This is a genomic window from Amycolatopsis bullii (assembly GCF_014654205.1).
Classification (GTDB): domain Bacteria; phylum Actinomycetota; class Actinomycetes; order Mycobacteriales; family Pseudonocardiaceae; genus Amycolatopsis; species Amycolatopsis plumensis.
Genome location: NZ_BNAW01000006.1, coordinates 294,106 through 315,558, shown reverse-complemented (window position 1 = coordinate 315,558; position 21,453 = coordinate 294,106). Strand labels below are relative to the sequence as shown.

The 21,453-nt window shown below is 70.6% G+C and carries 21 protein-coding genes and 2 tRNA genes; 10 read left to right on the top strand and 13 right to left on the bottom strand.

The window, feature by feature from the left end; genetic code table 11:
• Positions 1–124 precede the first annotated feature (124 nt).
• Together IE317_RS11455 and IE317_RS11450 are read right to left on the bottom strand one after the other, a co-directional pair.
• The gene (locus IE317_RS11455; protein WP_191309104.1) at positions 125–769 is read right to left on the bottom strand and encodes an alpha/beta fold hydrolase; all 645 of its coding nucleotides are present in this window, start codon (positions 767–769) and stop codon (positions 125–127) included.
• 10 nt (positions 770–779) lie between these two features.
• Entirely contained in the window at positions 780–1,451 is a 672-nt protein-coding gene (locus IE317_RS11450) for an HNH endonuclease family protein (protein WP_191309101.1), read from the bottom strand.
• Positions 1,452–1,628: 177 nt separating this feature from the next.
• Here IE317_RS11450 and IE317_RS11445 point away from each other — a divergent pair, with 177 nt between their 5' ends.
• Positions 1,629–2,672, top strand: a complete 1,044-nt coding sequence (locus tag IE317_RS11445; RefSeq protein ID WP_191309099.1) for a tetratricopeptide repeat protein — start codon at positions 1,629–1,631, stop codon at positions 2,670–2,672.
• Between the two features lie 47 nt (positions 2,673–2,719).
• On the top strand, positions 2,720–3,238 hold the full coding sequence (locus IE317_RS11440) for a hydrogenase maturation protease (protein ID WP_191309097.1): 519 nt from the start codon (positions 2,720–2,722) through the stop codon (positions 3,236–3,238).
• On the opposite strand, the gene IE317_RS11435 is transcribed toward IE317_RS11440, so the two are convergent.
• Positions 3,165–4,070: a LysR family transcriptional regulator gene (locus IE317_RS11435; RefSeq protein ID WP_191309095.1), complete on the bottom strand. Its 906-nt coding sequence runs from the start codon at positions 4,068–4,070 to the stop codon at positions 3,165–3,167. The genes IE317_RS11440 and IE317_RS11435 overlap by 74 nt on opposite strands.
• A gap of 84 nt (positions 4,071–4,154) precedes the next feature.
• Between IE317_RS11435 and IE317_RS11430 the strand changes: the two genes are divergently transcribed.
• The gene (locus tag IE317_RS11430) at positions 4,155–5,456 is read left to right on the top strand and encodes an aspartate aminotransferase family protein (RefSeq protein WP_191309093.1); all 1,302 of its coding nucleotides are present in this window, start codon (positions 4,155–4,157) and stop codon (positions 5,454–5,456) included.
• A gap of 54 nt (positions 5,457–5,510) precedes the next feature.
• On the opposite strand, the gene IE317_RS11425 is transcribed toward IE317_RS11430, so the two are convergent.
• Positions 5,511–6,860 (bottom strand): cellulose binding domain-containing protein, encoded by a 1,350-nt coding sequence (locus IE317_RS11425; protein ID WP_191309091.1) that lies wholly within the window; start codon positions 6,858–6,860, stop codon positions 5,511–5,513.
• Positions 6,857–8,476 (bottom strand): glycosyl hydrolase family 18 protein, encoded by a 1,620-nt coding sequence (locus IE317_RS11420; RefSeq protein ID WP_191309089.1) that lies wholly within the window; start codon positions 8,474–8,476, stop codon positions 6,857–6,859. Before IE317_RS11420 ends, IE317_RS11425 begins: the two co-directional genes overlap by 4 nt.
• A 404-nt stretch (positions 8,477–8,880) precedes the next feature.
• Here IE317_RS11420 and IE317_RS11415 point away from each other — a divergent pair, with 404 nt between their 5' ends.
• Together IE317_RS11415 and IE317_RS11410 are read left to right on the top strand one after the other, a co-directional pair.
• Positions 8,881–10,065: a cellulose binding domain-containing protein gene (locus tag IE317_RS11415; protein ID WP_191309087.1), complete on the top strand. Its 1,185-nt coding sequence runs from the start codon at positions 8,881–8,883 to the stop codon at positions 10,063–10,065.
• Positions 10,066–10,177: 112 nt separating this feature from the next.
• Positions 10,178–10,399 (top strand): hypothetical protein, encoded by a 222-nt coding sequence (locus tag IE317_RS11410; RefSeq protein ID WP_229902639.1) that lies wholly within the window; start codon positions 10,178–10,180, stop codon positions 10,397–10,399.
• A gap of 94 nt (positions 10,400–10,493) precedes the next feature.
• Here IE317_RS11410 and IE317_RS11405 read toward each other — a convergent pair.
• The 5 genes from IE317_RS11405 to IE317_RS11385 form a co-directional block, all read right to left on the bottom strand.
• Positions 10,494–10,567: transfer RNA gene (locus IE317_RS11405), tRNA-Arg, on the bottom strand.
• A 41-nt stretch (positions 10,568–10,608) separates the two neighbouring features.
• Positions 10,609–10,698 (bottom strand) — tRNA-Ser (locus IE317_RS11400).
• Positions 10,699–10,763: 65 nt separating this feature from the next.
• Positions 10,764–12,479 (bottom strand): phosphatidylglycerol lysyltransferase domain-containing protein, encoded by a 1,716-nt coding sequence (locus IE317_RS11395; protein ID WP_191309082.1) that lies wholly within the window; start codon positions 12,477–12,479, stop codon positions 10,764–10,766.
• 38 nt (positions 12,480–12,517) lie between these two features.
• On the bottom strand, positions 12,518–14,497 hold the full coding sequence (locus IE317_RS11390) for an acetoacetate--CoA ligase (protein ID WP_191309080.1): 1,980 nt from the start codon (positions 14,495–14,497) through the stop codon (positions 12,518–12,520).
• Between the two features lie 85 nt (positions 14,498–14,582).
• Positions 14,583–15,212, bottom strand: a complete 630-nt coding sequence (locus tag IE317_RS11385) for a dienelactone hydrolase family protein (RefSeq protein ID WP_191309078.1) — start codon at positions 15,210–15,212, stop codon at positions 14,583–14,585.
• 135 nt (positions 15,213–15,347) lie between these two features.
• Between IE317_RS11385 and hisC the strand changes: the two genes are divergently transcribed.
• Positions 15,348–16,412 (top strand): histidinol-phosphate transaminase, encoded by a 1,065-nt coding sequence (gene hisC / locus IE317_RS11380; RefSeq protein ID WP_191309076.1) that lies wholly within the window; start codon positions 15,348–15,350, stop codon positions 16,410–16,412.
• On the opposite strand, the gene IE317_RS11375 is transcribed toward hisC, so the two are convergent.
• Complete coding sequence (locus IE317_RS11375; protein ID WP_191309074.1) at positions 16,393–17,166, bottom strand: sulfite exporter TauE/SafE family protein; 774 nt, start codon at positions 17,164–17,166, stop codon at positions 16,393–16,395. The two genes, hisC and IE317_RS11375, sit on opposite strands and share 20 nt — an antisense overlap.
• A 135-nt stretch (positions 17,167–17,301) precedes the next feature.
• On the opposite strand from IE317_RS11375, the gene IE317_RS11370 reads away from it, so the two are divergent.
• Positions 17,302–17,826 (top strand): RNA polymerase sigma factor, encoded by a 525-nt coding sequence (locus IE317_RS11370; protein ID WP_191309072.1) that lies wholly within the window; start codon positions 17,302–17,304, stop codon positions 17,824–17,826.
• Positions 17,826–18,632, top strand: coding sequence for a hypothetical protein (locus IE317_RS11365; protein WP_191309070.1), 807 nt, complete (start codon positions 17,826–17,828; stop codon positions 18,630–18,632). Before IE317_RS11370 ends, IE317_RS11365 begins: the two co-directional genes overlap by 1 nt.
• Positions 18,633–18,750: 118 nt before the next feature.
• On the opposite strand, the gene IE317_RS11360 is transcribed toward IE317_RS11365, so the two are convergent.
• Positions 18,751–19,374, bottom strand: coding sequence for a GNAT family N-acetyltransferase (locus IE317_RS11360; protein ID WP_191309068.1), 624 nt, complete (start codon positions 19,372–19,374; stop codon positions 18,751–18,753).
• Positions 19,375–19,417: 43 nt separating this feature from the next.
• Here IE317_RS11360 and IE317_RS11355 point away from each other — a divergent pair, with 43 nt between their 5' ends.
• Positions 19,418–20,107, top strand: a complete 690-nt coding sequence (locus tag IE317_RS11355) for a FadR/GntR family transcriptional regulator (protein ID WP_191309066.1) — start codon at positions 19,418–19,420, stop codon at positions 20,105–20,107.
• Positions 20,108–20,122: 15 nt separating this feature from the next.
• Positions 20,123–20,956, top strand: coding sequence for a class I SAM-dependent methyltransferase (locus tag IE317_RS11350; protein WP_229902638.1), 834 nt, complete (start codon positions 20,123–20,125; stop codon positions 20,954–20,956).
• On the opposite strand, the gene IE317_RS11345 is transcribed toward IE317_RS11350, so the two are convergent.
• Positions 20,953–21,450 (bottom strand): FBP domain-containing protein, encoded by a 498-nt coding sequence (locus IE317_RS11345; RefSeq protein WP_191309064.1) that lies wholly within the window; start codon positions 21,448–21,450, stop codon positions 20,953–20,955. The two genes, IE317_RS11350 and IE317_RS11345, sit on opposite strands and share 4 nt — an antisense overlap.
• Positions 21,451–21,453: the final 3 nt, after the last annotated feature.

Here is a 21,453-nt window from a genome sequence, read left to right as displayed (position 1 = left end):
CGGTGGCGGTGGCGGTCCCCGGCGGCAACCTCGAGCTGATCGAACGCGAACTCGGCGCCGACGCCGCGCGGGTCCGCATGCTGGACTAAGGCGGGTCAGAACCCGCCTTAGCACCCACGACCGGCTACGGCAGCAGGTAGCCGACCAACCGGTCGGCCAGTGCTCCCGGGTGGCTGAGCGGCACGCAGTGCGGGCCGTCGAGCTCGTCCGGTTCGATGCCGATGCGCTCGCGCGCCACCCGCCGCTGGAAGTCCGGGACGAAGAACCGGTCGTCGCGGGCCAGCAGGACGCGGGTCGGGACGTCCGGGTGGGCCGGGAGCGGCCAGGGTTCGTCCCACTCCTTGCTGACCTGCTCGCGCCCGTGCGCCTGGCACGCCTCGGCGAGCTCCGCCGGGACGCCGTTGAAGAACTGCTCGGTCTCGGTCAGCCCCTTCGGCGACTCGAAGCCGGTGTTGCCCCACCACTGCCCCGGCGGTTCGCCGGGCGCCGGGATCATCCCGGCCAGGTACACCAGCAGCCGCGCCCGGACCTTCGCCGCGACCAGCGGCGCGGTGAACCCGCCGTACGAGTGGCCGACGACGGCGACGTCCGTGCGATCGCCCAGCGCGGCCAGCACCGTCTCGGTGAACTCCGTCAACCCCGCCGCGGGGTCGGTGATCGGCAGGTCGGGCGCGACCGCGTCGTGCCCGCGGGCCTCGAGCTCCGGGACGAGCAGGTGGAAGTCCCAGCCGCTGCCGCCACCGCCGTGGATGAGCGCGAAAGTCGTCACGCGGGTCAGCTCAGCAGCGGCGCAACATGTCCGTCAAGGCGGTCTTCTCGGCCTGCGTGATCGTCAGCCCGTAGTAGTGCTTCACGACGATCCAGTCGGTCGCGTAGGTGCACCAGAAGGCGACCAGCGGCGGCTTCCACTGGTCGGGCGCCTTGTCGCTCTTCTGCTGGTTGACGTTGTCGGTGACGGCGAACAGCTGCGGCCGGGTCAGGTCGTTGGCGAACTGCTCGCGCTTCTCGGTCGTCCACGCCTTCGCGCCGCTCGCCCAGGCCTGCCCGAGCGGGACCATGTGGTCGATGTCGAGGTCGGTCGGCTGGGTCCAGGTCTCGTCGTCGTAGACGCTGGTCCACGTCCCGGAGATCGCCTTGCAGTCCTTGTCGGTCTTGACGTCCTTGCCGTCGCGCTTGAGGACGACTTCGCGGGTGTCGCAATTGGACCCCTGGCTGTCCCAGTGCGGGAACTTTTCACGGGAGTAGCCGCCCATGGACGTCCGCGCGGCGATGGTCAGCTCGTCGAGCTGCTTCTGCGCGTCGGCCGCGCTGACCGGCACCGGTGCGCCGGACGTCGGCGGGGCCGCGCCCGCGCCCCTCGTCGCCCAGTACCCGAAGAGCGCGACGGCCAGAATCGCGATTACCAGCAGGGTTCGCTGCGTCACGCTCAGCCGAAAGCCTCGGGCCGCCACGATTTTCTCCTCTCACCTGCGCGGTCGCGCGGCGTAGTCTCACCTCTGCCGGCGCGGGACAACGCGCCGACACGACGACCTGGCGCGAATGTGACCTCGCCCACCCACGGCAGACGTGTCACAGGGAGCCGATCTTCTGCGACTACCGGAGCAGGACCCATCCGGAGGGAGCAGCCGATGCCCGGCCGGCTCAAGAAGTTCGACGAGTTCTTCCAGCGCAAAGCCGCCGAGGGCGGCAACGTCGTCGCCATGGCCCGCATGGGTCAGGCGATGCGCGAGCGCGGAGAGGCCGCCGAGGCCGAGTCGTGGTACCGCAAGGCCGCGATGGGCGGTGACCGCGTCTCGATGACGGCGCTGGCCCACCTCCTCGCCGAACGCGGCGCGCAGGAAGAGGCCGAGCGCTGGTACCACGAGGCCGCGCTGGCCGGCGAGCCGCACGGGATGCAGCACCTGGCCAAGTCCTGCGAGCGCCGGGGCAAGCGCGACGACGCCCGGCACTGGTACGGCGAGGCGGCCCGCACCGGCGACCTGCCGTCGATGGCCGCGCTGGGCCGTCTGCTGCGGGAAGACGGGCGCGGCGGAGAGGCCGAGTCGTGGCTGCGCCAGGCCGCCGAAGCCGGTTTCACCGGCGCGATGATCGACCTGGGCATCGTGCTGCGCGACCGCGGCCAGGCCGCCGAGGCCGCCCGCTGGTGGCGGTCCGCGGTGCAGGCCGGTGATCTCGCGGCCACCTGCCAGCTCGGCAGGCAGGCCGAGCGGCTGGGCCGGCCGGGCGACGCCGAATCGTGGTACCGCCAGGGCGCGAGCGGCGGCCACGTCGAGGCGATCACCCGGCTCGGGCTGCTGCTGCACCGCCGCGGCGACGTGGACGAGGCGGAGAACTGGTACCTGGAGGCGGCCGAGCGCGGCGACCCGGCGGCGATGACCAACCTCGGCGTGCTGGCCCGCAACCGCGGCGACGAGGGGGAAGCCGCGGCCTGGTACCGCAAGGCCGCCGAGCACGGCAGCATTCCCGCGCTCACCAATCTGGGTCACCTGGCCGAGCACCGCGAAGACCTGGCGGCGGCCGAGCAGTGGTTCCGCCGCGCCGCCGAGACCGGCGACGTCCAGGGCATGCTCAGCCTCGCGCGGATGCTGCGGGCGCGGGGTGCCGCGCACGAGGCCGAGCTGTGGCTGGCCCGGGCGGAATCCGCGCAGGACGACCGCGAACCTATTGTGTGATCCATTTCACAATTCTAGCCTGAGAGCGCACCCCAGGAGGTTGCGCAATGAGGCCACGAGTCCTGGTCGCGAGTATCGGCAACGTCTTCCTGCACGACGACGGCTTCGGGGTCGAAGTGCTCAGGGAGCTGGACCGGGCGGGCCTGCCCCCGTGGGTGCAGATCGCCGACTACGACATCGCCACGGTCCACCTCGCGTACGACCTGACCGGCGGCTACGACACGACGATCCTCTTGGACGCCACCCCGCACGGCAGCCCACCGGGCACGCTGTCCCTCACCTCGGCGATCGACACGCACGACCTGCCGGGAGATTCGGTCGTCCGCCTCCTCCGCCTCCTGGGCGGCGACGCGGGCCGCGTCCTGGTCCTGAGCTGCGAGCCGGCGTGCGTCGACGGCGGGATCGGGCTGTCGGCGGCGGTCCGGACAGCCGTCCCGACGGCGGTGCGGGTGGTCACCGAACTGGCTTGGGGTGCCAGTCCGGAGCTGCCGGTCAAGGAGAAGGCCGAAGCGTGGCCCACTCCGGCAGGTCCGGCGGCTGCCGCAGGGCTTCCAGCACCACGTTGACCGCCGCGCGGGGTGGGGAGCCTCGGCGGGTGACCGCCACGATCGTGCGGGTCACCGGGGTGGCCAGTTCGCGCGTGGCCACGCGATAACGCGGGTCCACCGCCAGCCCCGGCAGCAAGGCGATCGACAACCCGGCCTCGACGTGCTGCAGCGTCATCAGGTAGTTGCTGAACCGGCAGACCACCCGCGGCTCGAAACCCGACTCGCGGCACAGGCGCAGCGTCAGGTTCGCCATGTACGACTGCGGCATGTCGAGCGCCCACGCCGCGTCCGCGTAGGCCGACAGGACCGCCGGGCCGCGGGGTGCCTCCGGCGGCGTCACCAGCACGATCGGGTCCGTCGCCAGCGGGACGATGTCCAGGTCGGGACCCAGGGGAAGCTCGACGAAGTCGGTCGTGGTGATGATGACGTCGGCGTCGCCGCCGCGCAGGGCGGGAATGCTTTCGTGCGGTTCCAGCTCCAGCAGCTGGACCTCGAGGTGCGGGTGCGCCAGCCGCGTCACCGCCGGCACGGCCAGGGTGTGGATCGCGCTCTGGAACGCGCCGAGCCGGACCAGGCCGACCGGCTCCTCGCCGAGGCTGCGCAGCTCCGCCTCGACCGTGTCCATGTGGTCGAGGATCACCCGCGCCCGCCGGGCCAGCATCAGCCCGGCCGGGGTCAGCCGGACCCGGCGGCCGGTGCGTTCCAGCAGCTGGGTGCGGGTTTCCGCTTCGAGCACGGCCAGCTGCTGCGACACGCTCGACGCGCTCAGGTTCGCGTCCTGCGCCACCGCGCGGACCGTGCCCAGGGTGTCGAGCCGGCTCAGCAGGCGCAGGCGCCACGGGTTCAGCATCCTCCGATTGTGCGGCAAAACCGAACAACGAAGCCAGAATTGTGAGATGGACGTGGCGCTCGCGGCGGACTTACCGTCGAAGCCATGGCTGACACCTTCTGGGGTGACGTCGACCGGCACCTCGTGCGCTACGGCGGCGCCTTCACCCGCGAGATCATCGACCACGCCGAAGGCAGTTTCGTCTTCACCGAGGACGGCCGCCGGATCCTCGACTTCACGTCCGGCCAGATGAGCGCGATCCTCGGGCACTCACATCCGGAGATCGTCGAGACCGTCGAGCGGCAGGTGCGCAAGCTCGACCACCTGTTCAGCGGCATGCTGAGCCGCCCGGTCGTCGACCTGGCCCGGCGGCTGGCCGAGACGCTGCCGGCGCCGCTGGAGAAGGCGTTGCTGCTGACCACGGGCGCCGAGTCGAACGAGGCCGCCGTCCGGATGGCCAAGCTGGTCACGGGCAAGCACGAGCTCGTCTCGTTCGCCCGCTCCTGGCACGGCATGACGCAGGCGGCCGCGAGCGCGACCTACAGCGCGGGCCGTCGCGGCTACGGCCCGGCCGCGCCCGGCAACTTCGCCATCCCGGCGCCGAACGCCTACCGCCCGGACTTCACCGACGCCTCGGGTGCGCTGGATTGGCGGCGACAGCTGGACTTCGGGTTCGAGATGATCGACGCCCAGTCGGTGGGCAGCCTGGCGGCGTGCCTGGTCGAGCCGATCCTCAGCTCGGGCGGCATCATCGAGCCGCCGCCCGGCTACTTCGCCGCGCTGGCCGAGAAGTGCCGCGAGCGCGGGATGCTGCTGATCCTCGACGAAGCCCAGACGGGCTTGTGCCGCACCGGAAACTGGTACGCGTTCGAGCGCGACGGCGTCGTCCCGGACATCCTGACGCTGTCGAAGACGCTCGGCGCCGGGCTGCCGCTGGCCGCGGTGCTGACGAGCGCCGCGATCGAGCAGGAGGCGCACGACCGCGGGTTCCTGTTCTTCACGACGCACGTGTCGGACCCGCTCCCGGCCGCGGTCGGCAACACCGTGCTGGACGTGCTGACGCGGGACCGCCTCGACGTGCGAGCGCTGGAGCTGGGTGCGTTGCTGCGCCAGGGTCTGGAGGAGATCGCCGCACGTCACGAGGTGGTCGGCGACATCCGTGGCCGCGGGCTGCTGGCGGGCGTCGAACTGGTGGTGGACCGGGAGACCAAGCGCAGCTCGGACGAGCTGGGGGCCCGGGTCACGCAGCGCTGCCTCGAACTGGGGCTGCACATGAACATCGTGCAGCTGCCCGGGATGGGCGGGGTGTTCCGGATCGCGCCGCCGCTGACGGCGTCCGAAGAAGAGATCTCGCTGGGCCTGTCCATTTTGGACCAGGCGATCGGTGACGCCGTGAAGATGGCATGAGAACGGCCTCCTTGCCCGCCCGGGGAGCAGGCAAGGAGGCCGCTTGCGACAGCGTCAGAAGCCCGCTGTCACCTTCGTGAAGTCCCAGTCGTTCTGGGCGATGCCGCTGCACGCCGACTGGACGCCGCCGCCGGGGCAGCCTCGGTCGCGGTTGACCGACCAGAACGCCAGGCGGGCGATCTTGTTCGACTTGGCCCAGTTGGTGATCTGGGTCCACGTCGACAGGTCGGTCAGCTCCTGCTGGTCGGACAGGCCGTTCATGCCCGAGATGCCGAGGTGGGCGTACGCCGTGGCGTCGGACCACCCGAACGTCGACTTCAGCTTGTCACGCAGGCCGTTCGCCGCGCTCACCGTGCTGTTGTACATGTTCGCGCCGCCGCCGAAGTCGAACGGCATGATCGTGAACACGTCCACGTTCGCACCCAGCGCCTTCGACTGGTCGATGAGCCGGTTGCCGTAGTAGTTCGGGCCGGTCGTCGACGTGCCGAAGGTCAGGATCGTCTGGATACCCGGGTTGTTCTGCTTGACGATCTTCAGCGCGTTCAGGATGCGGTCCTGCACGGCCTCGTTCTCGAACTCGTCGGAGTTCTCGATGTCGATGTCGATCGCCTTCAGCCCGTAGGCGTTGATGACCTGCTGGTACGCGCCGGCCAGCGCCTCCGGGGTCGAGCAGTTCGGGCCCAGCTTGTTGCCGCTCCAGCCGCCGAACGACGGGACGACCTGGCCGCCCGCCGCCTTGATCTGCGAGATCGCGGTGGCGTCGGCGCTGCCCGACAGCGGACGGCTGCTGTCCCACGCCGGGTTGCAGCCACCGGAGGCGTTGATGAACGCCATGGTGAACCACTTGATCCCGGTCGCGTTCATCACCGTCTGCGGGTTCGGCGGGCTGCCCCAGCCCATGTACAGGTACGGCGCGCCACGGCCACCCGGCGGGGGCGGCGTGGTCGTCGTCGGCGGGGTCGTCGTCGTAGGAGGCGTCGTGGACGTGGGGGGTGTGCCCCCGGCGGAGCACGCACCCCCGTTCAGCTTGCAGTTCGACGGCGCGGCGTACGAACCGGAGTACGCCACGTTGAACCCGAAGCTGGCGCTACCGCCGTTGGCGACGTTGCCGTTCCACGTGTTCTTGACCGTGACGTGCTGGCCGGACGCCGTGTAGCTGCCGTCCCACAGCGACGAGATCTTCGCGCCGCTGGGCAGGTCGAACTCGACCGTCCAGCTCGGCAACGTCGAGCCCGAGCCGTTGGCGATCGTGTACTTGCCCTCGTACCCGGTGCCCCAGTCGGAGCCCTTCGAGAAGGTCGCGGACACGCCGCCCGCCGCGTTCGCCGGGGCGATCACGACCATCGCGCCGATCGTGGCGGCCGCGGCCGCCAGCCCGAGTGCGGGCAACCACCGGCGCCTCATGACAGGCCGTTCTTCATCGCGGTGATGAGCTCACCGTTGGTGGTGTCGCCGGTCAGCTCCCAGAAGAAGGCTCCGCCGAGACCCTGCTGCTTGGCGTAGGACATCTTGCCGTTGATCGTCGACGGCGTGTCGTAGCTCCACCAGTTGCTGCCGCACTTGGCGTACGCGGTGCCGGCGATGGTGCCGGTCGACGGGCAGGTGTTCTTGAGGACCTTGTAGTCCTCAATGCCGGCCTCATACGTACCCGGGGCGGCGCCGGTCGCGGTGCCACCCGGCGCGTCCTGCGTGACGCCGGTCCAGCCGCGGCCGTAGAAGCCGATGCCCAGCAGCAGCTTGCTCGACGGAACGCCCTTGCTCTTGAGCTTCTGGATCGCCGCGTCGGAGTAGAAGCCCGGCGTCGGGATGCCGTTGTAGCTGGTGAGCGGCGAGTGCGGAGCCGTCGGGCCCTGCGCGGCCCAGGCGCCGAAGTAGTCGTACGTCATCACGTTGTACCAGTCGATGTACTGCGCCGCGCCGCCGTAGTCGGCGACGTCGAGCTTGCCGCCGTTGCTGCCGTCGGCGGAGATCGCCGCGGTGATCAGGAACGACGAGCCGAACTTCGCCCGCAGCGCGCCCATCAGGTTCTTGTAGGCCGCGGCACCGCTGGTGTCACAGGAAAGGCCGCACGCGTTGGGGTACTCCCAGTCGATGTCGATGCCGTCCCAGATGTCGGCCCAGCGCGGGTCCTTCAGCAGGTTGTAGCAGGACTGCGCGAACGCGGCCGCGTTCTGCGACGCCTGGCCGAAGCCGCCCGAGTAGGTCCAGCCGCCGAACGACCAGATCACCTTCAGGCCCGGGTGCAGCTTCTTCAGCTTGCGCAGCTGGTTGAAGTTGCCGGCGACGGGCTGGTCCCAGGTGTCGGCGACGCCGTCGACGCTGCCCGCGGCGTCGTAGGTCTTCTGGTAGTCGGCGTACGGGTCGTCGTTCGCCGTGCACTGCCCGTTCTTGACGTTGCCGAACGCGTAGTTGATGTGCGTCAGCTTGCTCGCCGAGCCGGACGTCTCGATGTTCTTGACGTGGTAGTTGCGCCCGTAGACGCCCCACTGCACGAAGTAGCCGACGTTCTTCAGGCCGCCCGGCGGGGGCGGCGTCGTGGTGGTCGGGGTGGTGGGCGTGGTCGGCGTCGTCGGGGTGGTGGTCGGCTGCGTCGGCGTGGTGGTGGGGGTGCCGCCGCCGGCGTCGCACGAACCGCCGTTCAGCTTGCAGTTCGCCGGGGCCGAGTAGGTGCCGGAGTAGCTGACGTTGAAGCCGAAGCTGACGCTCGAGCCGTTGCCGACGTTGCCGTTCCAGGTGTTCTTGACCGTGACGTGCTGGCCGGACGCCGTGTAGCTGCCGTCCCACAGCGAGGCGATCTTCGCGCCGCTCGGCAGGTCGAATTCGACGGTCCAGCTCGGCAGCGTCGCGCCGGAGCCGTTGTTGATCGTGTACTTGCCCTCGTACCCGGTGCCCCAGTCGGAGCCCTTGCTGAAGGCGGCGCCGACGCCACCGGCGGCGCTCGCCGGCACGGTGACGATCCCGACCGCGAGCGCGCCGACCGCGGTGAAAAGACCGAGGAGGTGCCATCTCTTTCTGGACATCGCTCTCCCTTGAGCCAGGTGCAGGACGGCGGACACCAACACCACCGGCGGGGACCAGGGCGGTGTTTTGCGCCGTTTGCGCAAACGTTACGTGGTCCAGACCAATTACGGAAGGGGCACCACGGAGCGTGGCGGGCAGTCCGGACCACTGCTCGGTGAGGGCGTCTTACTGGTCCAGACCGGTTACGCAAAGCAGCCAAGCCCGCGATCCGAGTCCGGACGCGCCCTTGGACCAACCGAGTGAAACCGGCAAATCACGAGACACATTGCTTGACGAGCGTACGGCGAAGAGTCCACAGTCCGAACGGCGACTGGGAGCGCTCCCAAGCCGGTTGGCCACCCTCATCGAAGAGGAGATCATCTTGCGCGCAACGAATTCCCGTTTCCGGCGAACCATGGCGGTCATGACGGCCATGGCTGTGACGGCCGCGCCTGCGGTGACCGGTACGGCGGCGGCCGCGACAGAGGCCGACGCCGGATGCCGGGTCGACTACACGATCGGTTCCCAGTGGCAAGGCGGGTTCGGCGCCGCCGTGGCGGTGACGAACCTCGGCAGCCCGGTGAACGGCTGGCAGGTGGCGTGGACGTTCTCCGGCGACGAGCGGATCACCCAGCTGTGGAACGGTACCCACACGCAGTCGGGCGCCCAGGTGTCGGTGACCAACGCATCGTGGAACGGCGCCGTCGCCACGGGCGGGACGGTTTCCTTCGGTTTCAACGCCACGTCGGGCAGCAGCGCAATCACCCCGTCGGCGTTCACGCTGAACGGCGTCGCGTGCAACGGCTCGACACCGACCCCGCCTGCGGAGGGCAATCCGGCGGTGAACAACAACTTCCCGGTCACCCGCGAGGCGGCGTACGGCGACAACCGGTACACCGTGTTCCGGCCGTCGAACCCGCAGGCGGTGGGTGCGCCGATGCCGGTGCTGGCGTTCGGCAACGGCGCCTGCGCGCACACCGACAACAGCGAGGTCACCCGTGCGTTGACGTTCATCGCGTCGAAGGGCTTCGTCGTGGTGGACACCGGATCGGCGAACGGCTCGGCCAACGGCGTGCCGAGCGGCTCCCCCATCCCGTCCCTGTTGACGGGGGCGATCACGTGGGCGGAGCGGGAGCAGAACCGGTCCGGGGCACCGCTGACGCAGCGGCTCGACCTGACGAAGGTGGCCACCGCGGGCCACTCGTGCGGCGGCCTCGAGGCCTTGGTCGCCGCGCAGGACAGCCGGGTCTCCGCCGCCGTCTCGCTCGACAGCGGCTTCTTCGCCGACGGCTCCTTCGGCTACTCCCGAGCCGAGCTGGGCCGCCTCCACTCACCGACCTTGTTCATGGCCGGCGGTCCGTCCGACATCGCCTACGACAACACCCGGGCCAACTACGACTTGGTCACCGTTCCCGCGGTGCTGGCGGTGCACTCCCAGGCCGGGCACACCGGCTTCATCACCGGCAACCAGATGTCGGATGGCATGACGACGGTCGTCCAGTTCCTCGACATGGTCCTCAACGGCAACGCGACGGCTCGCGCTTACATCCTGGACCCGTCCGGACTCGCGTCCAGGTACCCGTGGACGGTGTCCAAGAAGAACTTCTGAGGGCGCGTCCAGACGGCAGCCACCTTCCCCGGTGGCAGGTCCTGAGGCGTTTCGGTGGATCGATCACCGGGTAGCACTGAGTCAGGAAAGTTCTCACTGGGGAGTGATGCTCATGACGCAGAAGAGACGACTGTCCAAGGGGAGCGCCGTCGGCACCGCGGTGATCTTCGTGGGGGCGATCATCGCGGTGCTGATCAAGTTCCCGTTGAACGAGCCGTTCGTGTGGGTCTGGCTGGGGGTCGCGGCGCTGGTCGTGCCGTTCGTCCTCTGGGTGGCATTTTCCAAGCGCGGCGCGAAGATTCCGGTCAAGGAAGGCCCGCCACCGGGTCCCTGAGCGGTCGCGTCCTCTGTAGACACCGCAGACAGAGCAGGGCCTCGTCTCCCACCGGAAACGAGGCCCTGCTCGGTACTGCTGTCTCAACCAGACGTGCGCCCGAAGGGATTCGAACCCCTGACCTTCTGATCCGTAGTCAGATGCTCTATCCAGCTGAGCTACGGGCGCGTGTTCAGTTGTAACCTAGCACCCGGTGAACCGAGTACCAGCGGAGGCTCCGGGATTTGAACCCGGGAGGGGGGGTTACCCCCAACCGCATTAGCAGTGCGGCGCCATAGACCAGACTAGGCGAAGCCTCCTGGGCCCAACGACCACTGCTCAGATAGGTTACACACCCCTCGATCACCCCCGAACGGGACCCCCCTTATGCCCGCTGCAGCAGCCTGAGCAGGCGCGGAGAGCGGCCGCCGAGGCCTTCCGCCTCGAACGTCGCGATGCCCACCCGGGGCAGCTCGCGCACCCCCGGGTACACCAGGTAGCGGGGCACCCAGCGCGGCTGGAACTTCGCGTTGAAGCGGTACAGCGTCTCGATCTGGATCCAGCGCGAGAAGAAGTGCAGGACCTTCGCCGACATGCGGGCGACCGGCCCCGCGCCGATGCGCTGCCCCTGCTCCATCAGCGCGCGGAACGCCGCGAAGTTCAGCGAGACCTGGGTGACGCCGTGGCGGCCCGCCGACAGCAGGAGCTCCGAGATCATCAGCTCGTTGACGCCGTTGTCCGCCGTTCTGTCCCGGCGCATGACGTCCAGCGAGAGGCCCGTTTCGCCCCACGGCACGAACTGGAGCACGCCTCGGACGCGGCCGCCCTGCTCGGCCGTCACCAGCACCGACCCGGGGTCGCCCATGCGGCCCAGTGCCATCGAGAAGCCGCGCTCGGTGTCCGTGCCGCGCCAGTTGGCCGCCAGGACCTCCAGCTCGGCCAGCTCCCCCGGCCGCAGGTCCTCGGCCCGGCGCACCAGCACCTTGTAGCCCGCTCGCTTCGTGCGGGCCGCCGCCTGGCGGACGCCGCGCATGGTGCGGCCCTCCAGGGTGAACGCGGCCGCGTCGACGACAGCTTCGTCGCCGATCTCCAGGACCTCCAGGCCGAACCGGGCCCAGACCGTCGCGCCGAGCTCCGAGACGCCCATCGCCGCCGGGACCCAGCCGCCGCGGCGGCAGACCTCCAGGTACTCCTCGATCGCGCCCGGCCAGGCCTCGTGGTCGCCCAGCGGGTCGGCCGAGCAGAGCGCGACGCCGGCGATCACGCGGTAGGTCACCGCGGCCTTGCCCGTCTTCGAGAACACCGCGAACTTGTCCCGCCGCAGCGCGAAGTAGCCGAGCGAGTCGCGCTCGCCGTGCTCGTCCAGGAGCCGGCGCAGCCGCTCGACCTCCTCGTCGGTCAGCCGCGGCGCGGGCTCGGCCGAGCGCAGCAGGAAGTACGCCGATACCAGGACCGCGGCGAGGCCGAACAGCAGGCCGACGGCCGCGACCAGGTCCTCCAGCCACATCTGGTGGAACACCGCGGGCCCGCTGACCCCAACCAATGCGAGCGCGGACTCCGCGAGCCGGTCGCCGAAGCCCATCGGCTCCACGGCCGCCCGCGGGGCTACGGACAGCAGGATGACGTTGATCACGAACCCGGCCAGCGCCAGCTGAACGAACACGCGCACCGCCCGCCAGCGCCCGACCACCGGGTCCGGCTTCGCCACGAAGTAGCGCCGGTTGGCGATCAGGCCCACCAGCAGCAGCACCGACACCAGGCCGGCGCCGAAGACGTGCTTCAGCCCGAGGTGCGACATCGTGAGCAGCACCGTCGCGCCGACGGCCAGCTGCCAGGCCCGGCGCTTGCGCCGCCGGAGCCCCGCGGCCAGCAGCACCAGCAGCACGCCCATGACCAGCGCCACCGTCGCCGCCGCGACCGTGGCCTCCTGCGGCAGCTCGAGCCACTCGGCCAGGTGCCCGCGCAGGCTGCGCCGCCCGGCCGGGATCAGGATCGAGCCCAGGGTCAGCAGCCCGGCCAGCCGGGTCACCCAGGTGATCACCCCCACGGTGGTGGTCCCCGCCACCTTCCAGGTGATCTGCGCGCGTGTCCCCGTCACCACCCGTACAACCCGACGTGGCTGATCATGCTTCCCCCCATCTACCCCCCGGCCAGCTCCACGAACGGCGCCAGTGCCGCCGGGTTGGCCAGCGCGTCGCGGCTGACAGCCCGGTCGGGAGCCACTCCGGCGAGGATCTTCTTCACCGGTACCTCACACTTTTTACCGTTCAAGGTACGAGGTATCTCGGAAACCACGACGAACCGATCGGGTACATGGCGTGGTGACAGTGCGCTACGGAGCTCCTTGCGCAGCCGCGGTTCGACGTCTTCGAGCGCGACGCCGCCGGCCAGCACCACGAAACAGATCAGCTGCCCGTCCTCGTTCCCGGCCGCCGAGGTGTCCACGACCAGGGAATCCGCGATCTCGTCGTAGCCCTCGACGACCCGGTAGAACTCGGCCGTGCCCATCCGGACGCCGCCGCGGTTGAGCGTCGAGTCGCTGCGGCCGTAGATCACCGCGGAGCCGCGGTTCGTGATCCGGATCCAGTCCCCGTGCCGCCAGAGGCCCGGGTACATCTCGAAGTAGGCCTCCCGCAGGCGCGAGCCGTCGGGGTCGTTCCAGAAGAACACCGGCATCGACGGCATCGGCTTGGTGATGACGAGCTCGCCGACCTCCTCGACGACGGCCTTGCCCGCCTCGTCGAAGGCGTTGACCGCGGCACCCAGCGCCGGGCAGGACAGCTCGCCCAGCCAGACCGGCACGTCGGGCGCCGACGCGACGAACGCCGCGCACAGGTCGGTGCCGCCGGACACGGAACAGATCTGGACGTGCGAACCGACCTCGTTCACGATCCACCGGAAACCTTCGACGCTCAGCGGTGCGCCGGTGGAGCCGAGCGCGCGCAGCCCGGTCAGGTCGTAGCGCTCGGCGGGTTTGATGCCGGCCTTGAGGCAGCTCTGGATGAACGGCGCCGACGTGCCGAAGTAGGTGACGCGGTGCTGCTCGGCCAGGTGCCAGAGCGCGTTCAGGTCCGGGAAGCCCGGGCTGCCGTCGTAGAGCACGATCGTGGTGCCGACCAGCAGGCCGGAGATGAGGAAGTTCCACATCATCCAGCCGGTGGTGCTGAACCAGAAGAACCGGTCGCCGGGCCCGAGGTCGGTCTGCAGCGCGAGGGCCTTGAGGTGTTCGAGCGTGATGCCGCCGTGGCCGTGCACGATGCCCTTCGGCAGGCCGGTGGTGCCCGACGAGTAGAGCACCCACAGCGGGTGCGCGAACTCGACCGGTTCGAACAGCAGCGGCGCGCCCGCGTGCTTCGAAAGCAGCCCGTCCCAGTCGAGGGCGCCGTCCATCCGGCCTTCGCCGACGTACTCGACGAGCACGGTCGCGGCCAGCGACGGCAGCTGCGCCTGGAGGTCGGCGATCGTCGTGCGGATGTCGAACTGGCGGCCGTTGTACGCGTAGGCATTGACCGCGAAGAGCACCTTCGGCTCGATCTGCACGAAGCGGTCCGCGACCGCGCGGACGCCGAAGTCCGGCGAGCAGGACGACCAGATGGCCCCGATGCTCGCCGCGGCGAGGAACGCGACCAGCGTCTGAGGGCAGTTCGGCGCGACCGCGACGACCCGGTCGCCCTTGCCGACGCCCAGTTCGAGGAACGCGGCCCGGGCGGCGGCGACCTGCGCACGAAGCTCGCCGTACGTCAGGTGGCTCGCGAAGCCGTCTTCGCGGTGGAAGATGACCGCCGTCTCGTCGTCCCCCTTCGCGGCGCCCGCGACGCCGGGGGTGAGGGCGTGTTCGGCGTAGTTGAGCGTGCCGCCCTCGAACCAGACGGCGTTCGGCATCGCGCCGGACAGCACCTCGCCGGGCTGGTCGTGCCAGCGGACGCCGAGGAAGTCCGCGACCGCCGCCCAGAAGTCCGGGCCGCGCTCGACCGAGAACTCGTGCAGCGCGCGGTAGTCGTCCACCTCGACGCCGCGCTCGGCGCGCAGCCACCGGCGGAAGGCTTCGATCTTGGTGTCGGCAACGTGGCCCGGCTCGGGGCGCCAGAGCACTTCGGGGGCGTCGGCGGTGTGCGTCACGCCCCGAGCCTAATCCCTCGGATCAGGAAGTCACCGTGGTCGAAACCGATACGGAACCGGGGCGAAGAGTGTGCGCCGCCCACACTCACCGCAGGTGCGCGTCGAACCAGTTGAGCGTGCGCTGCCAGGCCTCCGCGGCCGCGCCCGGGTCGGCGTCGAAGCGGTGGTTCGCGCCCGGGTAGTGGACGACGTTCGTGGCGACGTTCGCCGACGCGGCGGCGTCGCGCAGGCGCTCGACGTCGGCGCCGCCCGCCTCGTCGCCGGCGTCGCCGTACATGCCGAGCCACGGGCTGGTGAGCTTCCCGGCGATCTCGACCAGCGCGGGCAGTTCGGCGGCCTGCTGCCCGCCGACGCTGACCGCGGCACCGAGCCTGCGGTGCGACGCGACGACGAGGGCCGCGGTGCCGCCGAGGTCGAAGCCCATCACGCCGAGCAGGTCGGCCTGGACACCCCGCTCGACCAGCCAGGCGAGGGTGCGGTCGGTCGCTTCCAGGAGGTCCTGCTGGGTGAGTTCCTCGTTCTCCAGGTGCGGGGTGACGGTCAGCCAGCCCTCCGTGGCGAGGCTGGCGAGCAGCAGTTTCACGCCCTCGGTGACGCCGTCGGCCTCGTGGAGCACCACCAAGCCGCCGCGTAGCGCGCCTTCGGGTTCCGAAAAGGTCAGGCGCAGGGTGGCGCCGTCGGTGCGCTGGTAATCCACGGTGGAGGTCGACGTCATTGGTTCACTCAATCACTTCCGGGTGAACGGGAGGAAGCCCGGCCCGGGCACAGTCCGCCAGAAGGGAGTCGCGGGGCGGCCGACGGAAAAGATACGGTGAGCGGGTCGTCCCGTCGATCTCCAGGAGCGCCGAAGATGCCGTCCGTGTCCCCGCGTGCCGATCTCGAATCGTTGCCGAAATACGTCCCCGGCCGGACAATCGAAGGCGCGATCAAGCTGGCGAGCAACGAGGTGCCCGGCGGTGCGCTGCCGAGCGTCGCGCAGGCGATCGCCGAGGCCGCGGCCGGGGTCAACCGCTACCCGGACACCGGCTCGCAGGCGCTGCGCGAGCGGCTGGCGCGCGAGCTGGACGTGCCGGTGGAGCGCGTCGCGATCGGCTGCGGCTCGGTGTCGCTGTGCCAGCAGACGATCCAGGCGGTCTGCGCGCCCGGCGACGAGGTCATCTTCGGCTGGCGCTCCTTCGAGGCGTACCCGATCGTCACGCAGGTCGCGAACGCCGTCTCGGTGAAGGTGCCGATCACCGAGGGCCAAGAGCTCGACCTCGACGCGATGCTCGCGGCGATCACCGACCGGACGCGCGTGGTCTTCGTCTGCAACCCGAACAACCCGACCGGGACGGCGGTGCGCCGCGCCGAGCTGGAGCGGTTCCTGGCCGCCGTGCCCGAGCACGTGCTGGTCGTGCTCGACGAGGCGTACAAGGAGTTCGTCACCGACCCAGACGTGCCCGACGGCGTCGAGTACACGCGCAGCCGGTCGAACGTCATGGTGCTCCGGACGTTCTCGAAGGCGTACGGCCTCGCGGGCCTTCGCGTCGGGTACGCGGTGGCGCCCGAGCCGATCGCCGACGCGCTTCGCCAGGTGTACGTGGCCTTCTCGGTGAACATGCTGGCCCAGGTGGCGGCGCTGGCCTCGCTCGACGCGGCCGACGAGCTCCTGGCTCGCTGCCAGGACATCGTCGTCGAGCGCGAGCGCGTGCGGGAGGCGCTGCTGGCGGCGGGGTACCGGGTGCCGGAGACGCAGGCGAACTTCGTCTGGCTGCCGCTCGGTGACCAGGCCGTCCCGTTCGCCGAGCACGCGCTGGACCGCAAGCTGGTGGTGCGGCCGTTCGCCGGCGAAGGCGTCCGCGTGACCATCGGGACCCCCGAGGAGAACGACCTGTTCCTGGCCGCGGCCCGCGAATTCAGCTCGCGAACTGCTTGACCACCAGCTCGATGACGGCGGCGACGCCGATCACCACGATCACGCCGCGCAGCACCGCCGGCGGCAGCTTCCGGCCGATCTTCGCGCCGAGGAAGCCGCCGGCGAGCGAGCCGACGGCCAGCCACAGCACCACGGCCCAGCTGATCGGCGCGACGAACGCGTAGATGATCCCGGCGACGAGGTTGACGACGGCGGCCAGGACGTTCTTGACGCCGTTGAGCTTCTGCAGCGGCTCGGACAGCAGCATCCCCATCACGGCCATCAGCATCACGCCCTGCGCGGCGGTGAAGTACCCGCCGTAGATGCCGATGAGGAAGATGAAGAACATCAGCAGCGGCCCGGGTTTGTGCTCGGTCCCGTTCTGTTCGCGCCGCTCGGCGACCCACTTCGACACCTTCGGCTGGATGATCACGAGGACCACGGCCAGGCCGACGAGCACCGGGACGACGGCCTCGAAGGCGTCCTTCGGCAGCGAGAGCAGCAGGATCGTGCCGCCGATGGCCCCGAGGAAGGACGCGACGGCGAACTTGGCGGTCTGCCGCCAGTAGCCCTTGAGCTCGTGCCGGTAACCCCACGCGCCGCTGAGCGTGCCGGGCGCGAGGCCGATGGCGTTCGAGGTGGTGGCGGTCACGGGCGGATAGCCGAGCGCGACGAGCACGGGGAACGTGACCAGCGTCCCCGACCCCACGACGGCGTTGATGGTCCCCGCCCAGATCCCGGCGACCACGACGATCAGCGCGTGCCACCACGTCATGAAGCATTCACGTGCGGAGCCTAAGCACCGTGGGCCGCTCCCGCGACGCAGATGTGTCAGGCCAGACACTCACGACGGTGCAGCGCTCCGGCCGCCCGCCGCGTAAGAAGCCGTACCTGACATGAAGGAGGCCCGATGCGGGCAGCCGACGAGGATCGGTTTCGCGAGTTCGCCAGGGACAACGCCGTGCCGCTGCGCCGCTACGGCTACCTGCTGTGCGGCGACTGGCACCTGGCCGAAGACCTCGTCCAGACCACGCTGCACAAGCTGTACGGCGCGTGGCCGCGGGTCCGCGGCACCGACCGGCCGGTGAGCTACGCGCGGCAGACGCTGACCCGCTGCTGGCTCGACGAACGACGGCGGCCGTGGCGGCGGTCCGAACGGAACACCGACGCGGTGCCCGAGGTCGAGGACGCGGCGGCGGATCCGGCCGTGCGCCAGCAGCACGCCGGCCTGCGTGCCGAACTGGCCACGGCGCTGGCGGCGCTCGCGCCCCGGCAGCGGGCGGTGCTGGTGCTGCGGTACTTCTGCGACCTGACGGTCGCCGAAGTGGCCCGGGAGCTGCGGTGTTCGGAGAGCACGGTCCGGAGTCAGGCCACCCGGGCGTTGCGGACGCTCCGCGGCGCCTTCCCGGATTCACTGGCAGGAAGCGAGCTGTGATGGACGAGCAGATGCTGGCCCGCGAGTTCACCGCGGCCGTGCGCACCGAACCGCCACTGGGCTTCGACCCCGACGAAGTCGTCACCCGGGTCGCCCGCCGACGGCACCGCCGTCGCGCCATTCTGCTGGCCTGCGCCGGTGTGGTGGTGGCCGCCGCGGTGGCCGCCGTCGCCATCCCGCGGGCCGACGTCCCGGCGCAACCGGCGTCGCCCGGGGGTGCGCCCCGGATCGTGCCGTCCGCCGGGGAACGGTGGTGGCCGCCGGGCACCGGCGAGATCGCCCAGCCGTCCGACGCGCGGATCAGCGCCCGGGCCCCCCGGATCGCGGAGCACCTCGAAGAGGTCCTGCGGAAGATGCGCCCGCCCGCCGAACCGATCCGGCGCGATTCCGTCACTTCCGCCCACTTCGGCGGCATCATGCCGACCAGCCAGCGCGGGGTGGCCATCACCGAACACGGCGGGCCGGAAGCCACCGGCTACTCCCTCACGGTCGAGGTGTTCGTGCCGACCAACCCGGTGGCGCGGTTCCAGCCGCGGCAGCTGTGCGCGGAGATGAAGGTCCAGATCAGCCCGTCGACGACCTGCCGCTACGCCGACGTCGGCACGAGCGGGATCCTGATGACGTCGGAAGCGGACACCCCCGACCGGGAGGGCACGATGCAGCACGGCATCACGGTGACCGACTTCCGGGCGGACGGCAGCTACGTCGTGGTCAGCTTGGGGGGCACGGTCGGGGTCCGTGGTCCGCTGCCGCTGACCGCCGAGGAGCTCGCGACCTTGGCGAGGGATCCGGGGCTGACCTTGTAGCGCCGGGCCGTCACCGCGCTCCAGGTGCATCCGGTTCTTCATGGTCTTACGCGCCGGCACCGGGTTGAGCCGGATCAGCGGCCCCTCGCCGGCCGGGTCGACGATCGGGACCGGCCAGTCATGTCGCTCCTTCCGGGACGTACGCAGGGACGACTTCGGACACCACGTGCCAGCCGAGTGCGGTGTACAACCCGCGCCCGGCTTCGGACGCCAGCAGCACGCTCGACGACGCGGAAGCCGCCTCGCCCAGCCGGTGCATCACCACCCGGCCCAGGCCGCGGCGGCGGTGCTCCGGCTCCGTTTCGATCTTGTCGAACACCGCGACGCCGGACGCCACCGCGACCTGGCCGTGGGCGGCCGGGTCGCCGCCGGACGACACCAGGACCTTCCACACCGGCCCTTCGCCGGTCACCGTCACCGCGTACCCCGGCGGAAGCCCCACCGCCGGCATCGGGCCGTCGCAGGCCATCAAGTACTCCGTCGCCCCCGCTGTCCACGCCGGTGTCAGGGACGCCAAGACCGACGACCGCGCGCCGCACGTCTTCAGCCACGTGCCCGGCGCCGCCACCGTCCGGGCCCGCGCGGCCACCGCCGCCGGCGAGTGCAGCAGGTAGCGCACGCGGTGGCCGGGCAGGCCGACGTCGACGCGGTAGCCGTCGGGCTCGGTGACCGGTGCCGGCGTGGCCCGCGACACCGCCCAGCCGCGGACCCAGGACCCCAGAATCTCCATGCCGGTGATCATGGCAGCCACCCCCGACAGTTCCGCGAGCTGAGAGGATGAGCCCGTGGACACCGAGCAGGTCTGGAGCGCGACCGTCGACCGGCTGCGGGCGCGGATCGACTCCGGCGACCTGGCGCCCGGCTCCCGGCTGCCCGCCGAACGCGTTCTCTGCGAAGAGCTCGGGATCAGCCGCGGGTCGCTGCGGCAGGCGCTGCGCGTGCTCGACTCCATCGGGTACGTCCAGATCCGGGCCGGCTCCGGCACCTACGTCCGCGAGCAGCAGGAACAGCCGCTGCGGACCTGGTTCACCGAGCACGACCAGCTCGTGGAAAAGCTCTTCGACCTGCGGGCGACCGTCGAACCCACGCTCGCCGAACGGCTGGCCCGGCACGCGACCGCGAAAACCGTGAGCCGGCTCGAGGACAACGTCGCCGAGATGGCGAAGGCCGCCGAGGACGGCGACATGCTGCACGTCATCGCCGCCGACGCCGAGTTCCACCGGGTGATCGCGCAGAACGCCGGCAATGACGACGTCGCCGGGCTGCTGCGGTCCGTGCTCGCCCTGGTCGGCGAGGAGCGGCGGGCGGCGCTGCGGCTGCCCGGACAGATCCGCAAGGCCGTCGCCGACCACCGGGCCATCCTCGACGCCATCCGCCGGTCCGATCCCGCCGCCGCACGGGAGCTGACCCTCAAGCACCTGGTCGACGCCAAGACCTACGCGCACGACTACGCCGCCCACCCCGAACCGCGCTAGAATTTTCACAACGTTGTGAAACTTCTGGGGGTCGTGATGGAGAAGGTCCACTTCACCGAAGAAAAGGCCACCAACCTGGCCACCCTGTACGGCCGCGCGCTCGACTACCGCAGCGCCCACCCGATCCTCGGCGACAAGGCGGCCGACGACGCCGTCCGCCGGATCGACTACGACTTCACCAAGATCGGCATCTCCCCCGACCGCGCGATCTCGGTCGTCCTGCGCGCGAAGCCGATCGACGACTGGGCCGCCGAGTACCTGCGCGCCCACCCGGACGCGATCGTGCTGCACCTCGGCTGCGGCCTGGACACGCGGTTCCAGCGCCTCGCGCCGCCGGAGACCGTCCACTGGTACGACGTCGACTACCCCGAGGTCGTCGAGCTGCGCGAGAAGCTCTACGACCAGGCGCCGAACCAGACGCACATCGCCTCGTCGGTGACCGACTTCGGGTGGCTCGACCAGGTGCCCTCGGACCGGACGGCGCTGATCGTCGCCGAAGGCCTCACGATGTACCTGAAACCGGAGGCCGGTACCGAACTGTTCCGCCGGCTGGCCGCGCAGTTCCCGTCCGGCCAGGTGATCTGCGACCTGTTCAACCGGACCGCCATCAGGATCCAGAAGCTCAACGCCCCGGTGCGCAAGGCGGGCGCGACGCTGTACTGGGGCGTCGACGACCCGCGCGAGCTCGAAAGCTGCGGCCTCACGCTCGAGTCCTCATTGGACGCCGCACATTGGGCGACCCCGGACGACCTGGCCAAGATGGGCCCGATCACCCGGTTCCAGCTGCGGATGCTGAAGGTATTCCGGCCCCTGGCCCGGACAGCGCACATCGTGCGGTACCGCTTCTAGCGGGACTCCAGCACCCGCGCCACGAACTTGTGCAGCTTCTCCTCCAGCCGCGCGATGCGCTGCTCCAGCGTGAGCGTCTCGTACGGCTGGGGCACGTCGGACTTCAGCTCGCCGCGGAGGTACTGGCTGCACCCCAGGTTCCCGCACGCGTACATGCCCAGCGTGTTGCCCTCGCGGCCGGACTTCCCGGCGCGCTTGGCCGAGAACAGCGTGATGTCCGCGAGCCCGTGGGTCGTCGTGCAGAAGCCGCAGATGTTGCTGCGCAGGCGTGACTTCGGGGGCGCGGCCGCGCGCAGGGCGAGCCCGATCACCTCACCGCCGTAGGGCAGCACGAGGTAGGCGCGCCCGGGCGCCTTCGGGTCGCGCCAGCCGAGGAACTCCCGCCGGTCCCACGGGATTTCCGAAGGCGGGGCGGGCAGCGTGACGCCCTTGGCTTCGCCGCGCGTGCAGTTGACGAACGAGGCCCGGATCTCGTCCTGGCCGAGTGACTCCATGAT